19 protein-coding genes and 1 pseudogene are annotated in these 19,066 nt (G+C 52.3%); 8 read left to right on the top strand and 12 right to left on the bottom strand.

The features are described from left to right. Nucleotides 1-30: 30 nt before the first annotated feature. The 3 genes from dctP to DHN43_RS17715 form a co-directional block, all read right to left on the bottom strand. Nucleotides 31-1,035, bottom strand: a complete 1,005-nt coding sequence (gene dctP / locus DHN43_RS17725) for a TRAP transporter substrate-binding protein DctP (protein ID WP_108819504.1) — start codon at nucleotides 1,033-1,035, stop codon at nucleotides 31-33. A gap of 95 nt (nucleotides 1,036-1,130) precedes the next feature. Further along, complete coding sequence (locus tag DHN43_RS17720) at nucleotides 1,131-2,429, bottom strand: TRAP transporter large permease (protein WP_057461316.1); 1,299 nt, start codon at nucleotides 2,427-2,429, stop codon at nucleotides 1,131-1,133. Between the two features lies 1 nt (nucleotide 2,430). Next, a complete protein-coding gene (locus DHN43_RS17715; protein WP_108819503.1) occupies nucleotides 2,431-2,946 on the bottom strand; it encodes a TRAP transporter small permease in 516 nt (171 codons plus the stop codon). Nucleotides 2,947-3,089: 143 nt separating this feature from the next. Here DHN43_RS17715 and DHN43_RS17710 point away from each other — a divergent pair, with 143 nt between their 5' ends. After that, complete coding sequence (locus DHN43_RS17710) at nucleotides 3,090-4,031, top strand: LysR substrate-binding domain-containing protein (RefSeq protein ID WP_108819502.1); 942 nt, start codon at nucleotides 3,090-3,092, stop codon at nucleotides 4,029-4,031. Between the two features lie 95 nt (nucleotides 4,032-4,126). On the opposite strand, the gene DHN43_RS17705 is transcribed toward DHN43_RS17710, so the two are convergent. From DHN43_RS17705 to DHN43_RS17695, 3 genes are read right to left on the bottom strand one after another with little or no spacing between them, the layout of a single operon-like run. After that, entirely contained in the window at nucleotides 4,127-4,744 is a 618-nt protein-coding gene (locus DHN43_RS17705; RefSeq protein WP_108819501.1) for a pyridoxamine 5'-phosphate oxidase family protein, read from the bottom strand. Nucleotides 4,745-4,758: 14 nt separating this feature from the next. Further along, on the bottom strand, nucleotides 4,759-5,223 hold the full coding sequence (locus DHN43_RS17700) for a nuclear transport factor 2 family protein (protein ID WP_108819711.1): 465 nt from the start codon (nucleotides 5,221-5,223) through the stop codon (nucleotides 4,759-4,761). A gap of 51 nt (nucleotides 5,224-5,274) precedes the next feature. Then, nucleotides 5,275-5,820 carry a carboxymuconolactone decarboxylase family protein gene (locus DHN43_RS17695; protein WP_063296063.1) on the bottom strand — a complete coding sequence of 182 codons (546 nt, stop codon included), beginning with the start codon at nucleotides 5,818-5,820 and terminating at the stop codon, nucleotides 5,275-5,277. A 130-nt stretch (nucleotides 5,821-5,950) separates the two neighbouring features. Between DHN43_RS17695 and DHN43_RS17690 the strand changes: the two genes are divergently transcribed. After that, nucleotides 5,951-6,850 carry a LysR family transcriptional regulator gene (locus DHN43_RS17690; RefSeq protein WP_108819500.1) on the top strand — a complete coding sequence of 300 codons (900 nt, stop codon included), beginning with the start codon at nucleotides 5,951-5,953 and terminating at the stop codon, nucleotides 6,848-6,850. Nucleotides 6,851-6,908: 58 nt separating this feature from the next. On the opposite strand, the gene DHN43_RS17685 is transcribed toward DHN43_RS17690, so the two are convergent. From DHN43_RS17685 to DHN43_RS17675, 3 genes are read right to left on the bottom strand one after another with little or no spacing between them, the layout of a single operon-like run. After that, nucleotides 6,909-7,697: an enoyl-CoA hydratase-related protein gene (locus DHN43_RS17685; RefSeq protein ID WP_108819499.1), complete on the bottom strand. Its 789-nt coding sequence runs from the start codon at nucleotides 7,695-7,697 to the stop codon at nucleotides 6,909-6,911. Nucleotides 7,698-7,699: 2 nt separating this feature from the next. Next, nucleotides 7,700-9,013 (bottom strand): hypothetical protein, encoded by a 1,314-nt coding sequence (locus DHN43_RS17680; protein WP_108819498.1) that lies wholly within the window; start codon nucleotides 9,011-9,013, stop codon nucleotides 7,700-7,702. Beyond that, on the bottom strand, nucleotides 9,013-10,650 hold the full coding sequence (locus tag DHN43_RS17675; RefSeq protein ID WP_108819497.1) for an amino acid adenylation domain-containing protein: 1,638 nt from the start codon (nucleotides 10,648-10,650) through the stop codon (nucleotides 9,013-9,015). Before DHN43_RS17675 ends, DHN43_RS17680 begins: the two co-directional genes overlap by 1 nt. Before the next feature lie 152 nt (nucleotides 10,651-10,802). Here DHN43_RS17675 and DHN43_RS17670 point away from each other — a divergent pair, with 152 nt between their 5' ends. From DHN43_RS17670 to DHN43_RS17660, 3 genes are all read left to right on the top strand, one after another. Beyond that, complete coding sequence (locus DHN43_RS17670; protein WP_063287624.1) at nucleotides 10,803-11,624, top strand: DUF6502 family protein; 822 nt, start codon at nucleotides 10,803-10,805, stop codon at nucleotides 11,622-11,624. Continuing rightward, the gene (locus tag DHN43_RS17665) at nucleotides 11,624-12,514 is read left to right on the top strand and encodes a DUF5666 domain-containing protein (RefSeq protein ID WP_108819496.1); all 891 of its coding nucleotides are present in this window, start codon (nucleotides 11,624-11,626) and stop codon (nucleotides 12,512-12,514) included. Before DHN43_RS17670 ends, DHN43_RS17665 begins: the two co-directional genes overlap by 1 nt. A gap of 184 nt (nucleotides 12,515-12,698) precedes the next feature. After that, on the top strand, nucleotides 12,699-13,094 hold the full coding sequence (locus DHN43_RS17660) for a hypothetical protein (protein WP_063306914.1): 396 nt from the start codon (nucleotides 12,699-12,701) through the stop codon (nucleotides 13,092-13,094). Nucleotides 13,095-13,184: 90 nt separating this feature from the next. On the opposite strand, the gene DHN43_RS17655 is transcribed toward DHN43_RS17660, so the two are convergent. Both DHN43_RS17655 and DHN43_RS17650 read right to left on the bottom strand, forming a co-directional pair. Beyond that, nucleotides 13,185-14,573, bottom strand: a complete 1,389-nt coding sequence (locus tag DHN43_RS17655; protein ID WP_108819495.1) for an NAD(P)(+) transhydrogenase (Re/Si-specific) subunit beta — start codon at nucleotides 14,571-14,573, stop codon at nucleotides 13,185-13,187. Nucleotides 14,574-14,591: 18 nt separating this feature from the next. Further along, a complete protein-coding gene (locus DHN43_RS17650) occupies nucleotides 14,592-16,160 on the bottom strand; it encodes a Re/Si-specific NAD(P)(+) transhydrogenase subunit alpha (protein WP_108819494.1) in 1,569 nt (522 codons plus the stop codon). An 844-nt stretch (nucleotides 16,161-17,004) separates the two neighbouring features. Between DHN43_RS17650 and DHN43_RS17645 the strand changes: the two genes are divergently transcribed. After that, nucleotides 17,005-17,352, top strand: a complete 348-nt coding sequence (locus tag DHN43_RS17645; protein ID WP_208981801.1) for a hypothetical protein — start codon at nucleotides 17,005-17,007, stop codon at nucleotides 17,350-17,352. Between the two features lie 118 nt (nucleotides 17,353-17,470). Next, nucleotides 17,471-17,767 (top strand): hypothetical protein, encoded by a 297-nt coding sequence (locus tag DHN43_RS27085; RefSeq protein ID WP_159096922.1) that lies wholly within the window; start codon nucleotides 17,471-17,473, stop codon nucleotides 17,765-17,767. A 60-nt stretch (nucleotides 17,768-17,827) separates the two neighbouring features. Here DHN43_RS27085 and DHN43_RS17635 read toward each other — a convergent pair whose 3' ends face one another. Continuing rightward, entirely contained in the window at nucleotides 17,828-18,706 is an 879-nt protein-coding gene (locus DHN43_RS17635; protein ID WP_256387184.1) for a LysR family transcriptional regulator, read from the bottom strand. Nucleotides 18,707-18,836: 130 nt separating this feature from the next. On the opposite strand from DHN43_RS17635, the pseudogene DHN43_RS17630 reads away from it, so the two are divergent. Further along, nucleotides 18,837-19,066 (top strand): annotated as a pseudogene (locus DHN43_RS17630) (FMN-dependent NADH-azoreductase); the annotation flags it as partial.

The following is a 19,066-nucleotide window of genomic DNA, read 5'->3' as shown; positions in this document are numbered from 1 at the left end:
GATCCTTTGGAGACCTATCGGTCTGGACTGTTAGTTCTTGATTTTTTCAAGAATAGACTGACCCCAGTCAGCACCAACATCGTTCAGGATCTGTGGCCATACGTCTGCGCGTACTTTCTTGGCCGCTGCTGCCAACTCATCATCAGAGAGATTGACGATGGTTGCACCGTAGTCTGCCAGTTTCTGTTCAAACGCACCCTGATCGGACTCTGCTTTAGCCCAACGCTTTGCTTCAAACTCTTTTGCTGCTTTTACGAGAGCTTTGCGGGAGCTTTCGTCAAGACCTTCAAAACGCTCGGAGTTAATGATCAGGTACCAGACTTCAAAGTGTGTGTTTACCGGGATGTAGGTTTTCGCAACATCGCGGAAAGAAGCGTAATAACCTTCAGCACCGGAGCCCACGACGCCATCAACAACACCGGTCTGAACAGCGGTGAAGGCTTCGGAGAATGGGATTGGGGAGCTGATGTAACCCAGAGCATCTGCTGTCAGCTGGAAGCTCTTGATGCCAGGCACACGAACCTTGATGCCTTTGTCTGCATTTGGATCACCTGGAGCAACGGCATCACGGTTCAGCGCAATACCGCCGAAGTACACCGGATACGCTGCCAGCATGGTGATGTCCTGCTTGGCGTAAAGCTCTTTCATCGCGTCATGGATTGCGCCGCCCGGACCGTAGATCTTCTGCGCTTGCTCCCAGTTTTCAGCAACATATGGGAAGGCACTGATCTGCATTTTACGCTCAACAGCGGTTGCTGCTGGCTGTACGGCCATGTCGATCGCACCAACGGAAATACGCTCTTGCACAGTGGTGTAGTCACCCAGTGCGCTTGCTGCGAAGATCTTCATCTTCAGGTCGCCATTGGTTGCTTTCTTCAACTCTTCAGCAAGGTCTTTCACTTCCAGATCAACAGTTGCGCCTTGCGGACGGATGTGGCTGATCTTCAGCGTTTTGGCGTGTGCGATGGATGCTGCACTTACACCACCAATGATGGTTGCCAGCGCAAGGGACGTTTTCAATGCCTTCAAAATCATAGTTCACCTCTGTGTTTTGTTTTCAATCGCAACTGAGGTTGCTGTTATCGGAGCTGCTCCCACAGCTCGCTTTGGGCTCTTGTCTGGTGATGGGGTCAGTAACCAAAGAGCCGGGGGATGAAGAGAGACAGGTCTGCCCAGAAGGAGGTCAGGAACACCACTGGCAGATAGCCAAACAGGATGAGGATCATGGCTGGGCGGATCACTTGTGTGACTGGCACCTTGCCGATGCGTGCGCCCAGATAAAGGATCGAAGCGTATGGTGGGGTTACACCGCCCATAGCTGTGTTGACGCCCATGATCGCTGCAAACTGGATCGGGCTGATGCCGATGGCTTCCATGAGCGGCAGCAGCAGCGGCGCAATCAGGATGATCGCGGTCACGTCATTCACCACCATGCCCACAAGGAAGAGCAGGATGTTGATGAGGATTAGCAGCAGGACCTTGTTCTCTGTAATGGAGAAGATTGCTTCCACCAGTTCCTGCGGCACACTTTCCAGCACAAACATCTGGGAGAGGATCATGGAGAACAGGATCATCAGCATGATCGCGCCAACGGAGGTTGCTGCCTCTTTACCTGCCCCGAGGAATGTTTTGGCATCCAGTCCGCGGTAGATAAGGAAACCGACAGGTATCGCGTAAATCACTGCAACAGCCGCAGCTTCTGTCGGGGTCATGATGCCGCCGTAGATGCCGCCGAGGATGATAACTGGCATGAGAAGTGCTGGAGTTGCCTTGAACCCGCGGTGGCTGGCTTCCTGCACAAATGCTTTGCCGCGTGGGCGGTCTTCCAACTTCAGGTCAAACTTGCGGGCCAGACGCAGGTTTACAACGGAGAAGCTGGACATGATCAGGAGGCCTGGGCCAAGCGTTGCGAGGAAGCAGGCGAGGATGGACGTGTCAGTCACCCAGCCGTAGACGATCATGGTCACGCTTGGTGGGATCAGCAGGCCAAGCAAGGATGCGTTGGCGATGAGCGCAGTTGCATAGGCACGCGGGTAGCCCTGCTTTTCCATCTCAGGAATGAGGAGTGGACCAATAGCGGCCACGCCAGTCAGGCCAGAGCCGGAAATCGCACCGATCAATGCACAGCTGACGGTTGCCACAACGCCCAGACCGCCACGTAAATGGCCGATGAAGATGTTGACGAAGTTGAGCAAACTGGCAGCGATACCGCTGACGCTCATAATCGTGCCTGCCAGAACAAACAGCGGAATAGCAAGCAGAACAGGATTGCCGAGTTGCTGGAAGCCCCAGAGCATGTTGCCCTTCATGATGACGTCACCAGCGAAGTACATGGTCATCAGGCCCGCGCCAAAGCAGTAAGGCAGCGGTACGCCAAGAGTGAGCAGAATTACGAGAACTGCAACGGAAAGAAGTGCGATCTCAACCATATCAGGCCAGCTCCTCTTTTGGGGATTCTGTGGTGGTTGGGAGCGGCTCAGCGAACGTCCCTGTAAAAACCTGATGGATGTGTCGGCCCAGCTGAATTGCGGTGAACACCATCATCAGGACAAGGCCGGTGATCAGCGATATGTCCACGTAAAAAGTCGGGATGTAGAGGGTCGGGCTTTCACGCCACACACGCATAGAATATTTGGTGAAATCCCATGCCCAGTAGGTGAGCCAACAACCAATCGCGAGGCTCAATGCTTCCCCAATGAGAGCGAGCACGGCCACTTGCTTGGGTGTTTTAAGGAAGATTTCCAGAACGTTGGCGCGGATATGGCTGTTTTCACGGGATGCGTTGACCGCACCCACCATGTAGAGCCACATTGTTGGATAAAGCAGACTTTCTTCCAGCCCCAGAACTGGAATTTCAAGCAGGTATCGCGTGATCACCTGTACAAATTGGCCCAGTGCAACAAGGCATATCAGCCCCGTCAGCAGCAGGCTCATTAAGCGATCCATCAGCAATCCTCCCTAAGTAGATGTCCGCAGCGCTGTTCGGGGAAGATTTCGATTTTGACCTATAAAATCAAAGTGATTTAATCTATTAAGGTATAGAAAAAAATTATAGGGCATGTAATTGCCTCACAATAACAGGCGGTTACATGAACCTGAGTTTTCGACAGTTGCAGGCATTTCGTGAAGTTATGCGAACGGGCTCAATCTCTGAGGCGGCACGTATCCTGGGTCGGACGCAACCTGCGGTAAGTTCTCTGATTTCCAATCTGGAACAGGAACTGGGGATCGAACTGTTTGAACGTCAGCGCGGCAAACTCCTCCGAAAACCGGAAGCGCAGTTCTTTTTGGGGGAAGCAGAAGCAATTCTGGATCGTCTGGCGCGCTCGACACGGACCATGCGCGAGATTGGCTCCTTGCAGCAGGGTCGGCTCAACGTGGCGTTCATGCCGGCCTCCTCTCAGGTGCTTATTCCGCAACTGATCTCAGAGTTTGTCCAAGACAAACCGGAGGTAAAGGTCTCGCTGATGATGCGCGGCTCCAACGTGATTGAGGAGTGGGTCGCCTCTCAGCAATATGATGTGGGACTGGCAGAAACCCCCGCTCCCAACAGTGCGTTGATTACGCATGATTTCCTGCTCAATTGCATTTGTGCTCTACGGAGTGATGATCCGTTGGCACGCAAAGAGGTCATTGAAGCAAAGGACCTTTCGGGCAAGCCGTTGGCGACATTGCCTGAAATGCACCCCAATTGTGTTTCCACGCGCATGGCGTTTGAGGAGCAGAAAGCGGAGTTCAACCAACGCTTCGAGCTGCGTAACTTCCTCCCTGCCCTGAAGCTGGTGGAAGATGGCTTGTGCTATTGCATTTGTGATCCGATGACGGCGGACGGTTATCTGAACACGGCACGCGAACACAGCTCTCTCGTTTTCCGCCCGTTTGCACCCAAGGTGGTGCTGGCGATCTCAATTTTGCTGCCGTCCCAACGTCCGGCGTCTGCATTGGCAGATGCGTTCAGCGAAAAGCTGCTGAGCGCAGTTACGGAGATTGAAAGGAAGCAATGGGGAGATTTTTATAGGGGGCCACAATAGTGGCGAGAGGTAGTGCGTATTCCCGAGATTAGGGCCAGATAAGTTTCGGGAATACGCAGTAACGGGAGAGTTTGCTCACCCGCTATTCGATATAATCAGTTCGCTTGTACGGCGCTTTGCAGCTTCTGGATCTGCTCTTGCAGTTCAGCGATCTTCTGTTCTTTTTCTTCCAGAGCGGATTTGACCCAATCTGCGTCGATGCGCACTGGAATGTGCTGCGGGCAGTTGGCATCCCATGCATCAACACTGAAGATAATTGCCTGCTCTGGCGCTGCAGGATAGGGTTGATCGTAGTCCATTAGCTGTTCAATCAAGTCCGGGTCATCCTCAATGACCTTAGCTGTGCCCCAGATCTTGATCCGCGTCTTCTGCACGTAATCGATTAGAAATATGAAGGCCTTGGAATTATCCTCCAGATTTCCCTGGCTGATGTACTGACGGTTGCCGCGAAAATCCGCAAATCCTAGGTGGCGATTGTCCAGCACTTTAAGGAACCCGGTTGGTCCTCCGCGATGCTGAATATAGGGTTGGCCATCAGCATTGGACGTTGCCAGAAAGATGCTGCGCTGATCGGCGATGTACCGCGCCAACTCTTCTGTTACTTCGTTTTTCCAACCACCGCCCTCTTCCATGCTGGCATAGCCGCGTCGGGAGCCTTTGCGGCTCTGGATCGCTTTCACTGTGGGAGTGAAGGCAATATCACTGGAATACATGGGGTTTCCTCCAGTTACAGACCCAGATCACTCAGGCTTGCATGATCATCAGGGCGGCGACCCAGCGGCCAATGGAACTTGCGGTCCTCTGGTGTGATCGGATGCTCGTTGATGCTTGCAATCCGGCGCTTCATGAGGCCGTCCTCTGCAAACTCCCAGTTTTCATTGCCGTAGGCTCTGAACCACTGTCCGGAGTCGTCATGATACTCGTAGGCAAAGCGAACCGCGATCCGGTCTCCCTCAAAGGCCCATAGCTCTTTAATAAGGCGGTAATCGAGCTCTCGGGTCCATTTGCGAGTGAGCAACTGCTCAATCTCAGGGCGTCCAGTTACAAATTCTGCTCTGTTCCGCCATTGGCAGTCTGGCGTGTAGGCCAGAGCTACCTTTTGCGGATCTCTAGAGTTCCAGCCATCTTCCGCCGCACGGATTTTGATGCTGGCTGTTTCCCGTGTGAATGGAGGGAGTGGTGGTCTGGTCATGACGATCTCCGGAAGGGTGGCAGGTGGATTGGGCTCCACCCGCCCGTGGTGTCAGGCAAGTTCTTTAACAGCAGGGAAGTCAACTTCGGTTCCCAATACTTCGTTCATGTAGTTGGTCAGCGTGTTCAGAGCGACATGTCCAACAATCTCAACGAGTTCCGCATCAGAATAACCAGCGTCGCGTACAGCCTGCACCTGCGCATCAGAAACCTTTCCGCGGTTTTTGACGATTGCGACAGCAAACTCGACAGCAACCGCTGCTTTCGCATCTTCAGAACTGCCGCGGCGGTTCTTGGCAATTTCATCAGCAGAGAGCTTGGCAAGGTTGGATGCAAGGTAAGTATGCGCGGAGAGGCAGTAGTTACAGCCATTCTGCTCGCCAACGGCCAATGCGAGACGCTCACGCGTAGCGGCTGGCAGTGTTCCTTTGCCGAGCGCGCCGTTCAAACCGAGGTAACCTTCCAGCGCCTGCGGGCTATTAGCAACAATTCGGAACAGGTTTGGCACGGAGCCGAGCTGAGAGTTGACGGCCTGAAGGGAAGCCTGGGAGTCCTGAGGAGCGGCTTCGATGGAAGATGGGGTAGGAATGCGTGACATTATTTTATCTCCATTTTTTGAAATCGGATGATGGTCTTCATGTAACCAATGTTTGAAAGGAAATAATTGGGCTTCTGTGCAATTCACTATTACACTCAGCGCAATAAATGAGCGTGATTGTGGGATTGAAATGGATAAGCTTGAAACAATGCAGGTGTTTGTAGAAGTGGCTGAACGGGAAAGCTTCGTGGAAGCCAGCAAAAAGCTTGGCCTTTCAGCTCCTGCCGTCACTCGCTCCATTGCCCGGCTGGAGCAATCTCTCGGAACAAGATTATTCAACCGAACCACGCGCCACGTCCGCCTGACGGATGCGGGCCGGCACTATCTTTGCGATGTAAAAGGCATTCTGGAGAGCGTCGAACAGGCAGAAGCGTTTGTAAGCGGCAGCTATGCCAAGCCGATCGGAGAGCTTTCCATCACAGCGCCCATACTGTTTGGGCAGAAGTACATCATCCCTCTGATCACAGAGTACCTCGACCTCTACCCCGAAGTGACTGCCAATGCCGAGTTCTACGACCGTATCGTCAATATGGTGGAAGATAATCTGGACGTAGCGTTCCGTATCGGGCATCTGCAGGATTCCGGGCTTTATGCCACCCGCGTGGGCAGCATCCGCCGCGTAATTTGTGCTTCACCAACGTATTTTAGCGAGCACGGCACCCCGCAAACACCGTCAGACCTTGCCGAGCACAAGATCATCCAGCCGACATCGGTTGAAACGAGCAACCATTGGAAGTTTGCTGGAGAGAAGGCCGAAGTGGTGAAGATTAACCCGCATTTGCGCTGCAACCACAATTGCGCAGCTATTCAGGCAGCAACAGGTGGGGCCGGCATTACCCGATTGCTGTCCTATCAGGTGGCGAAAGACGTTTCGAACGGTGTGCTTCAGCTGGCGCTGGAGGATTATGAGCCTGAGCCGCTTCCAGTCCACATCGTTTATATGGAAGGCCGCCGTGCCAGCGCAAAAGTGCGTTCCTTCGTGGACTTCGCTGCTGAGCGCTTGCGAGACAATCCGTTTATCGGTGACTGATGCTTAAGAGCTGAAACGCCCGGAAAGCTGATGTTGTATCCGGGCGTCTCTCGTTTAGTTAAGCGTCTTCCAGCTCTGCTTGCTCATTGAAGTTTGGCGGTCGCTTTTCGAGGAACGCGGCCATACCCTCTTTCTGGGCAGATGAGCCAAACAAGGCATGGTACATCTGCCGCTCAAAGCGGATGCCATTTTCCAACGAGTTTTCATCCGCCGCATTTACGCAGGCCCGTGCCATCATAGTGATGTCCCGCGCATATCCCGCTATGGTTTTTGCAGTCTCATTCGCAACGGTCATCAGTTCATCAGCAGGGATCTTTCTGCTGATGAGACCCATGTCGTAAGCCTCTTGCGCATCAATCATGCGGCCCGTGAGGATGAGATCCATTGCGCGTGCTTTACCAACCAACTTAGTCAGACGCTGAGACCCACCAATGCCTGGAATACAGCCGATCTTCACTTCCGGCTGGCCAAACTTAGCCGTGTCTGACGCCAAAATGATATCGCACATCATGGCGACCTCACAGCCGCCGCCCAAGGCATAGCCGGAGACTGCTGCAATCTTCGGGATGCGAAGCGCTGCAAAACGATCCCATCCGGTGAAAAAGTTGCTGGCGTACATGCTGGCATAATCCTGCACGTTGAGCTCTGCGATATCAGCACCAGCTGCAAAGGCTCGCTCATTACCAGTCAGAATTAGGCACCCGATGGCAGGATCTGCATCATACTTGGTTGCCGCATCCAGCACCTCTTCCAGAACCTGGGAGTTAAGTGCATTCAGCGCTTTTGGCCGATTGAAGCGAATGGTTGCAACGCGACCTTCGACAGATGTTTCAATGGTTTCATACATGATCAGCTATCCCAAATTGCGCCGTAAGCAGGAATGCCGAAGCTTTCCATGTCATGAACGAGTTTGCGGGTCAGTTTCTGGTTGGAAATCACGATAACAGCCTCTGCACCGCTCTCTTCAACCGCTTTCAGAGTTAATGCGGTCAGATCAGGCTTTCCTTGAGAATCCGTATCCCAAATCACCGGATTCTCGGTACTTGCTTCAATCTCGTCAACGAAAGCATCACCATAGGTTTTACGTGGGTTGCGTGTGGACCAAATCACCTTGTTCGGCACGTCACCTGCGAGCAGATGCGGTACAATAGGACCAATGCCAGAACCAGTGCCGACGTAAACCACCTTCTTGAACAACACCTCGATACGCGCAACACCAGAGGTGGTGATGCCCTTCACCCAGACATGGCTTGGCGGGTTTTCAATGAAGTCTCCTGTCCAGTCTCCTGCCCGACTGATAGCGAGACGATACCCAGTCTCTTTCGGCGAAGGGATGTTCGCAAACGCGTGATACTCGCCAAATGGTGTGTGACTGATTGCGTTTGAGCTGCCCGGGAATGGCGTGTCGCCATAATCGAACTTTGCCAAAACAGCATGGTTAGAGGGCTTCACCACGTCCACTTTGACACGCTTCAACGACAGCCATGGTGAGACGATGGACAGTGTGATGAGGCAGAGCATCCAGAACGCTGGAGTTTCCATTAGAATGCCACCAGTATCCTGCGTGATAGAAACAGTCTGTGCCCAAAACAGGCCAAGCACTGTCCAACCAACAAAACGGTGCACCTTCTCAAAGGTGTTATGATGGCGCGCGCGGAAACCTCCTTGTGCCGTGACGATCAGCAAGACCATCAACGAGACCATCGCCCCGCTGAGAGCTAGCGTTTGGTCTGACGGCAACGCAGCCCCTTCAATACGGTTCGCCACCATGGCGTAAAGCAGGAAGCCAAACCAGATTGTGCCGGACACAGTGCTGCTGGAATGAAGCCCTCCAAAGTGGAACACCTTGCCAGCGCCCCAACGAAGCCAGAGCGGCCAGCTGGTTGGAATGCGGGTTGCCATCCAGAACAAGGCGTTGACCACCCTTTGCTGACGGATCAGGATGCCAAGTGACAGGTTGATCAACGCCATGTCTGCAATAGCACCAAGAGCAAAGCCGGTTTCAGCAAACCAGCGTCCGTCCTGTAAACCAGCGATGAAGACTGCGATGTTAACCACGGCGACCAGCATCACCAGTCGGTTGTATTCCATCAAGGATGGATGGCGCGTAATACGTCGCCAGTTGTAACTGCGTGTTTCGGCAGTTGTTGCTTCAATAGTCATTAATTTAACTCCACACCCTGAGCGTCAATATGGTCTTGTGCCAACTTCAAAAGCAGGCGCTTGTCCAACTTCCCGCGTGGTGTGCGAGGCAACTCCTCCATAGAAAGGATCAGTGTTGGACTACAATAATAAGGAAGTTTGTCTTTCACGGACTGGGCCGCAGTGTTGGTGCACACATTCGCCGGACTGATGAAGGCGACCAGATTACGGCTGTCGAACTTGAGCGTGACCGCCTGATCACAGCCTTCCGTGGCTTCCAATGTGTTGGAAACGCCATCCAGCTCCACACGGAAACCGCGGATTTTCACCAGATCATCAACCCGCCCAAAGTGCTCCAGCTCACCTGTGTTGGTCCAGCGACCAAGGTCTTTGGTACGGAACATCATGTGACCGGGACGGAATGGGTCAGGTCGATAACGGTCAAGCGTAAGCTCGGGATTGGCAAGGTATCCAGCAGTTACACAATCACCACCAGCCCACATTTCGCCCTTCTCGCCAATGGCAACGGGGCGCAGGTTTTCATCCAGAACATAAACCGTGTTGTTAGGCGTCGGACGTCCAATGGATAGGATTTCCTTTCCCGGATAATGCGGTTCGGCTGTATTGATGATGGTGGTTTCTGTTGGTCCGCAAGAATTGTAGAAGCGGCAGAAGCTACTCCAAGTGTCTGCAAGAGGTCTTGGGCATGGTTCTCCCGCAACAGCAGCAGTTTGCACCTGCTGGCAACGGCTGTGATCAAGCGAGTTCAGGATTGACGGTGTTGCAATCAGCACGTCCACCTTTTCGGCTGTTTCCTGAATGCTTTTGCCGCGAATAACCAGCGTAGCGCCGTTTGAAACAGCACCAAGAGTTTCCCAAGCCGCCATATCAAATGCGATCGAAAGAATTTGACCCACCCGCAACCCCGGACGCATGCCAAGATCACCAGGGCTGGTTTGCAAAATGTTGCATAGGTTCTTGTGGGTGACCTGAACGCCATTCGGGACGCCTGTAGTGCCAGAGGTGAACAGGATCATGCACAGATCGTCCGGCTGTGCTTTATGTTGTTCGCCCTCTAGTGGCGTGGCCGGCAGAGTTTCATCCTCGATTACATCTTCAATCGCGATAAGAGTTTGGCCCTCTGCAACCGGCACCTGATCTTTAAGGCTGCGCAGCGTTAGAATGACTTGCGCACCGGTCACTGCTGCGATGTGGTTCAATGCCTTTTCAGGAGCGACGCCCACATGCTGTGGAATATATGCAGCACCTACACGAAGAGCTGCGACGATGCCGACCAGCATTGGAATGGAACGATGCAGGTACAGGCAAACGGCGTCCCCTCTCTTTACGCCGTGCTGTGCCAAGGTGTGAGCGAGCCGGTTCGCGGCGTCATTCAACTCACCGTAGCTGATCTCCTGATCTTGATACTCAGCTGCGACGGCATTTGGCTGCGCAGCCATAAAGTGGTTCATTGCGGAAATGATAGTTGGAAAGCGTGGAGCGTTTTCTGGTCCCCATCCAAAATCCAGAAAACGTTCCTGATCAAAATCGCTCAATGCCGACAGAAGTGGATTGCGTGGCGCAACTCCTGTCAGTTTTGGCATGGCCGGAAACACTGGCCGAATGTCATTTAGATAATCTGCAGCAATATCCCGCATGGCGAGTCCCTCTTATGGTGATAATCACTCATTCTAGATAATGGGAAAAATTCCCATTTGAGTATAACAAGTGTTCAACAAGCAGTAACGAATTCGTAGGATGAAAAATTCTGGTGTAATGATTAGAGAACTGGACAGCACAGGAAACGGAAATGAGTCCCGAGCAAACAGACCCTTTTGAGACCGCCCTCACAGCGCTTCTTGCCCCATTGGCAAAAGCGATGGTGGCGCGTGGCGTCACAATCGGGCCAGCGACCGAGGCACTGAAACGGGCCCTGCTCCAGGCCGCTATTGAGGAAAATCCCGGTAAGACGACCGATAGCCGCGTCAGCCTTAAGACCGGCATTCACCGTAAGGATGTCAAACGGTTACGATCTGATGAAAACGGCAGTTCTCTCAAGAAATCCGTCAATGCGACGGCCCTTGCAATCAGTTATTGGGCAACGGCTCCAGAGTTTCAAAGTGCAGAAGGAACGCCCCGGAATTTGCCGCGGCAAGGCAGCGAAAAGGAGCCTGGTTTTGACGAGCTGGTTCGCCTCACACGCGCTGATATGGCGCCGGGAACCGTTCTTGAGGCTCTCATTGAGCAAGGTGTCGTTACGGAATTAGATGACGGATTTTATCGTTTATTGACTCACGCCCTTTTGCCCGCACCTGGAAGTGCCGAACAAGTTGCTGCCTATCAGGCGACACTTTCGACGCACCTTTCGGCCGCTACCCACAACTTAATTGCCCCTCAGGGAGAAGCTCTCAATTTTGATCGAATCCTGCGTTATTCGCATTTGTCAGAGGAGTCAGTGGAGACTCTGAACAGGTTGACGCAAGAGAAGGCCCAGATGCTTTTGGAAGAAGTCAACGCTCTGGCACGGGAGATGCAAATGAATGATGCGGAACAGACCGCCAATGGCCGTTTTGCCTTTGGGGCCTACGTCCTTCCAAAAAAAAAGCCAAAATCAGATGAGGCTGCTGCGTAATGGTTTGGAGGCACACACTTTCCGCTTTAATAGCATCCACTTTTCTGATCGCTCCAGCAGCAGGCCACGCAGAAGAAGAGCGTGAAGGCGGTATTTTGGGGACTGGCATTGTCGGCACGATTACGCGTCTCGGCAGCATTATCGTAAATGATCAACGCGTCACCTTCCCTCCGGATCTGCCAGTCAAGAATGAACTTGGCCCTCTGACGGCCTCGCAATTGGTACCGGGAGATACGGTTGCCGTTGTTGCTGCTCTGACTGGCTCAAATTGGGAAGCTAAGAGTATCCGCAGAATTGTGCCGATCATCGGGCCTGTTTCTGAAGTGAAGTCAGATGAGACAGGCAGAACCTTTGAGATTATGGGAACGTTCGTTCACGTACCAGTGGCCATCGCGACCACGGTGAAACAAGGGGACTGGGTAGCGATCAGCGGTCTGTGGCAAGATGAAGATGTGGTTGCAACACGCGTTGAGGTGGTTCCACCCCGCCAGTCCGCAGTCATCATCGGCAGCAACCTTTCTGTTGGCGCAAGCAATGTTCCACAGATCGGTAACACGTTGATTGCAGGCATTATTCCGCAACACGTTCAGTCCGGTGATGTTATCCGTGTCATAGGGATACCTGAAGCTGGCAGCATCCGCGCGACGTCATTAGAGGCTGGGATCTTTGATGGAAAAGTCGGGTTGGTTCAGGCCGAAGGCTACTTGTCTCCGCCAAACTCGACCGGTCTTTACACCTTGCTCGGCTCCGGCATGGTGGCCTTCACAGACCAACCAGACATGATCGACGAAACAGCCAAAGTGGTTGTGTGTGGGTATGATGGCGAGCTTGGAAGTGACCCGACCAAAGCAGCAGATCCTGAATTACTGGAGAAGCTTGGCTGTCAGTAGCCGTCTCGGGAACGCGTGGCTAAACGGCTACGCGTTCCTGACAAATATTATATACTTGCGTATATCTACCACATACTGTTCTAGCTGATTAATAAGTAGCTACAGACTCTTTGCTTCTTTTGTTCCTTCTGCCTACAAGGCTTGAAAACTGGAGCATTGACAACTGAATTAGGTGGGAACTGAGATGATCAAGTATTTTGTTGGAGCAGTTTTTTTGATTACTGGTCTAAGCACAGCGGCTGCGGAGACACATTCGCGCGATGTCGCCGCGCGCAAAGCGTCCGTTGTCAACGGACATGTCTATTATAACCAAAACCAATGTACCTCAGGTCCAATTGCTCAAGTAAAGGTCAAAGTTGCGCCCAAGCATGGAAGCGTTGAAATCCGCAGAACAACGTACAACCCTCCTAAAGGGCAACGTTGCTACGGAAAGAAGTTTAACGCTGTCGTTGTTGTATACACCCCGAAGAAAGGCTATCACGGCAAGGATACATTTAAGACTAGGTATTCAATGCCTAAGTATGTTCAGGGTAGCCAGATGAATTACTTTACCGATACCTATAAGATAAACGTAAAATAGGTAGTGCCATTTGCAGAGGCATTGCAAGAAAAGAAAACCCCGGAACGTTCCTCACGTTCCGGGGTTTATCGTTTTTATCAAGAAATCAAACTAGCTGATTTTGCTCAGTAGGTTGTTCATGGAACTCTTCGCATCGCCGTAGTACATGCGGGAGTTCTCTTTGTAGAACAGTGGGTTCTCGATGCCGGAGTAACCGGTACCCTGACCACGTTTGGAGATGAACACGTGCTTGGCTTTCCAAACTTCCAGAACTGGCATGCCAGCGATTGGTGAGTTTGGATCTTCCTGAGCAGCCGGGTTCACGATGTCATTGGCGCCAATGATGATGACAACATCCGTATCAGGGAAGTCATCGTTGATCTCATCCATTTCCAGAACGATATCGTAAGGCACTTTCGCTTCAGCGAGCAGCACGTTCATGTGGCCTGGCAGACGGCCGGCAACCGGGTGGATTGCGAAGCGGACGTTTTTGCCTTTGGCACGCAGACGCTTGGTCAACTCAGAAACAGACTGCTGCGCCTGTGCAACGGCCATGCCGTAACCTGGTACAATAACGACACTATCTGCATCATTGAGTGTCTCGGCTACGAAGTCCGTATCAGTTGCAACCATCTCGCCTTCGATTTCCTGCGCTGGACCCGTCGTGGTACCAAAGCCGCCAAGAATAACGGAGACGAAGTGACGGTTCATCGCCTTACACATGATGTAAGAGAGGATTGCACCGGAAGAACCAACCAGAGCACCTGTTACGATCAGCAGGTCGTTGCCAAGTAAGAAACCTGTCGCCGCTGCTGCCCAACCGGAGTAGGAGTTCAGCATGGAAACAACAACGGGCATGTCAGCGCCGCCGATGGCCATAACCATGTGCCAACCGATGAAGAAGGCGATCAGGGTCATCAGGTAGAGCGTCCAGGAACCTGCGTGGTTCATGTACATGAACATCAGGATCACTGCGAGAATGAGCAAGCCTGCGTTGAGAGCATGACGACCCGGCAGCAGAAGTGCCTTACCGCCGATCTTTCCTGCAAGTTTGCCATAAGCGACAATGGAGCCGGTGAAGGTGATAGCACCGATGAAGACGCCGATGAAGATTTCAGCTTCATGGATAACCAGCTCCGCGCCTGCCAAACCTGCTGGTGGAGCGATATCTGAGTTGATGCCGATGAACACAGCAGCCAGACCCACGAAGGAGTGCAGAGCTGCCACAAGCTGCGGCATGCCAGTCATTTCAACGCGTTGAGCCACAATCACGCCAGCAGTGGAGCCAACGGTTACAGTCACAAGCAACATGATCAAAACGGCTGGGCTTGTAAGATCAACACCAGGGCCAAATACTGTTGCAAGAACAGCCAGTGCCATACCGACGATGCCAAACCAAACAGCGCGTTTTGCGCTTTCCTGATTGGACAGACCGCCCAGAGACAGGATGAAGAGTACGGTTGCCGCAATATAAGCGGCGGTTTGAAGTCCAATAGACATAATGCTTCCCTCCCCCGCTTAAGACTTGTTGAACATCTGGAGCATACGGCGCGTGACCATAAACCCGCCGACGATGTTGACCGATGCAATCAGCACCGAGATGCCAGCGAGGAACCAGACGATCCAGCTGCCAGAGCCAAGCTGCAACACGGCGCCCAAAATGATGATGCCGGAGATTGCGTTGGTTACAGCCATAAGCGGTGTATGCAGGGAGTGAGCCACACCCCAGATCACCTGGAAGCCAACAAACACTGCGAGGACAAACACGATGAAGTGTTGCATAAAGCTTTCAGGCGCATAGGCACCTATCAACGCCATAACAGCACCACCGCCAATCAGAAGACCGAGCTGTTTGCGACCGGCAGCTTTGGCAGCAGCAGCCTCTTCAAGCGCGAGTTCCTCTGGGGTTTTCTCAGGTGCCTTTGGCTTTTGAGCAGCAATTGCAGCGATCTTCGGCTTAGGCGGTGGGAAGGTGATTTCCCCGTCTTTGGTTGCCGTTGCACCGCGGATAACATCGTCTTCCATGTTGATATTGGCCTGACCGTCCTTCTCAGGGGTCAGATCAAACATCATGTGACGGATGTTGGTCGCGTACAGCGTGGAGGACTGCGTTGCCATGCGGGATGGGAAGTCAGTATAACCGATCACGGTGACGCCGTTTTCGGTAACAATCTTCTCGTCCATCTTGGTCAGTTTACAGTTGCCGCCTTTTTCAGCAGCAAGGTCAACAATCACAGAACCCGGCTTCATGGACTGGACCATGTCTTCGGTCCAGAGCTCAGGCGCATCGCGGCCTGGGATCAGCGCTGTGGTGATGACGATGTCAACATCTGGTGCCAATTCGCGGAATTTCGCCAGCTGCGCTTCGCGGAATTCTGGAGAAGAAACAGAGGCATAGCCGCCAGTGGAGGCGCCGTCCTGCTGCTCTTCCTCAAAGTCCAGATAAACGAACTCAGCACCCATGGATTCGACCTGCTCAGCCACTTCCGGGCGAACGTCGAACGCAAGGGTGATCGCGCCAAGAGAGGTTGAGGCGCCAATTGCGGCAAGACCTGCAACGCCAGCGCCGATGACGAGCACTTTGGCTGGTGGCACTTTACCGGCAGCGGTGATCTGGCCGGTGAAGAAGCGCGGGAAGTTGTTGCCAGCTTCCATAACAGCGCGGTAACCAGCGATGTTGGCCATGGATGACAGAGCATCCATCTTCTGTGCGCGCGAGATACGCGGCACCATATCCATCGCCAGCACGTTGACCTTTTTATCGGCAAACTGCTGAAGAAGCTCACCATTTTGCGCTGGCCAGAAGAAGCTGATGAGGGTTTGTCCCTCGTGTGTCAGTTCCAGTTCAGACGCTTCGGGCGGGCGGACCTTGATGACAATATCAGCGGTTTCCCAGAGCGTTTTTGCATCTGCGATAACCTTTACGCCAGCATCTTTATAATCTGTGTCAGAGAAGTTTGCAGCTTCACCGGCGCCGGATTCAATAGCGCACTCATATCCCAGCTTTTGCAGCTGTTGGGCGCTGTCCGGCGTCAACGCGACCCGACGTTCCCCGTCAAGGACTTCCTTGGCAGCCCCTATGATCATGTTCTAACCTCTTGCCTGTTAAATAGGTTTCCAGCAGAAATCGCTCGTTACCAACTGTTCCAATCGTTTTTTATTCTCTTTCCCAGCGTAGGCGCTGGTATCGTTTTTGTGCAATGCACCAAAGGCCCTAAACTTTACCGAACCGACCAAAGGAATCTCTTTGACCAATCTTGCTCGAAAGGCAGGTTAAGCTCCTTTGCGTAAACTGCAAGTCTCTCCTAAAAACTTCGAAAATCCCTTCATCTTTAAAATGGACCTCGTTCAAATCCCAGTAGGGTAAAGCCCTATCTGAACGACAGTTGATCACCTTTACCCAAGTGTTTGAGCTCAAACTAAAGAACGAGGTGGATAAGTGAAATTGAATGAATCTCAATATAGTTCACATATATAAGAGCGAAGGTGAGTATAAACCGCATTTCATGCAGATTATCGGGGTTTATACTTGCATTTGCTCTTAGGCCGCGCAGAGGAAAACTATGCCTAAAGTGGAAGATTAACTGAAATATATTTATGTCTCAGTCTGAAGTTACAGGTAGATATACCAGCTTATCACTTTGGCGCATGTGACAACCTGACATAGAAGCTGCCCCTTCACCCATTCACGAAAGCCACTTTCCGCCTTTGCGTTATTCTGTGCGTTTCTTTGCGCGATTTTGCGTTTTTATGCGTTGCTATGTGAAATCCAGCTGGAATGGGTCTTCAGGAAGGTGGCGTACCACTCCATCACGGTAGGTTCTCACCGCTGTACCCTGACAGGCCACACTTTGCTGATGATTGTTCTTTGCATACGTGCTAAGGGCGCCCTTCACCAAATTAAAAGACCAACGCTACGGCGCTTCACCGCATGGGCATAAGTTGGCTTGCTGAGGGGCATAAGACAAATCAGATGATGGATGCTTTACGGTACATCGGATTAATCGTGATTTTCGCTGGAACTATCTACTCGTTTCACAAGATCCGGCAGAGGCCAGAATACGAAGAGCTGAGAAAGCGCAACCTCGCGCGCAATCTGAATTTCATCTTCCTGCTGCCCGCATTTTGGTACAAGAAGGAGCCTGCACTGAAGCCAGCCTATGTGAAACTGGCTAAGATTGGTCTTGTTCATGCGTTTGGCGCCCTGTTCGGGATATTGGGCTATTTTTATCTTCTGGATTTCATTTACTTCTATATGACTGGCCGATTACCCTTATAATCTCTGATCTGAGAAAGAACTAATCCCCCTCCTCCAAGCACGTGGCATTCTGTTTGAACGGAATGTGTTCGACGAATAGTCTCTCGGAGACAATCGGCTGCAAGGGGAAAACCAAGAAATGGACGCTGCTCTCTATATCGGCATCTTCCTGATCTGTATCGGTAGCCTCTACACCTTTTACAAGATCACCCGGGAGCCCGAATATGACCTGCTGCGAAGGCACTCTTTCGTCAAGGACCATAAGCTCGCTGCCCTCACTCTTGTTTTCTGGGGCAGGCATGATTTCACCTATAGGCGCGTTTATGCGAAACTTATAACAATTGGCATTTTATATACGCTTGGCATCCTATTTTTGATTTGGTTCTATGCAACATTGCTTGCGCTTTTAGAGCTTTATGTTAATGGCCATTTATAGACGGGGTGGATATGAACGTTCTCTTATCGTGAATGCCATCAGCAGCCCAACTCCCAGTCCTCAGGACAAAACATTCTTGATGTTATCAAACAGCCATGAGGCGGCGGGGCCCATGCGGGTGTGTTTGGGTTTGATGCATTCGACCGGGGGGCTCCAGAGTTTGTGCTCGAAGCGCAGGTTCAGTCGGGCCAATTGGCCGGAGGCGATGGATGTGCTGACCAGATGCTCAGGCAGATAGGCCCAACCAACACCCTGGAGAACGAGCTCGCGAATTGTGTGAAAGCTTGTTGCGTACCAGAGCTGTGTTGAAAGCGCAGGAAACTGGTCCAGCACACTTCCTTGAGGGCTGCGTAAGAGAAGCTGTCTGTGAGAGAGCAACTCGTTTGCGCCGATTGTAGCGAGCTGGGTAAGCGGATAGCTGGGATGGCTGACTGAGACAAACGGCAGATTGCCGATGAACATCTGCTCTACCCCTTTTTGAACGGTCCCGCCGGAAAACATGAGGCCAATGTCAGCTGTACCTTGAACGATGATTCCCGGAATTTCAGGGCTGACACTGGACAGTAAATCAATCCGCGTGGCTGGAAACTTCTTGCCAAACTCAATCAGGATTTTGCTTAAGGAAGGCAGCATAAGAGCATCGTCAAGCATAAGCCTCACGCTGGCCTCTTCTCCTTCAAAAATGCTGTGCGCGGCGCAGGTCATGTTGTCCAGCTGCATCAGCACGGCACGGGCGTAGGTCAGCATACGCTCACCATCCTCAGTGAGTTGAGGCTTGCGGGTCGAGCGGTCGAAAAGCTCAAAACCCAGATCAATCTCAAGGTTCACAATGGCGGTGCTGACGGCTGACTGTCCTTTGCCTATCGTCCGGCCAGCAGCAGAAAAGCTGCCGGTTTCTGCAGCTGCAATGAACATCTTCAATTGCTCAAGGCTCGGCACAGTCTATCCAATCTATTGATAAATTCGTTAGTTATTCGTTTTGTACCATTCATCAAGTCGATTATGCAACTTGGGCTCCTCCGGCATCCAACAGGGGGGCACCCAACTTTATTTCTAAGAGAATTAGCTCATGAAAACTCTTTTGCAAATCAACGCAAGCATGCAAGATCAGGACGCTCAGTCCTCAAAGCTCTCCAACACAATGACCGATGCGCTGCTCTCCAGATTTGTGGGAATGCGGCACATAAAACGGGACTTTAGCAAAGACCCGATCCCCCATCTGGATCACAGCATTTTCCAAAGCTTCCATGATCCCAAGGCAGCTCAGACGCCAGCGCAACAAGCTGGACTGKCYCTGTC

The organism is Pseudovibrio sp. Alg231-02, assembly GCF_900143565.1.
In the GTDB taxonomy this organism is placed as follows: domain Bacteria; phylum Pseudomonadota; class Alphaproteobacteria; order Rhizobiales; family Stappiaceae; genus Pseudovibrio.
The sequence above is the reverse complement of the archived record's forward strand: the minus strand, read 5'-3'. Positions and strand labels throughout refer to the sequence as shown.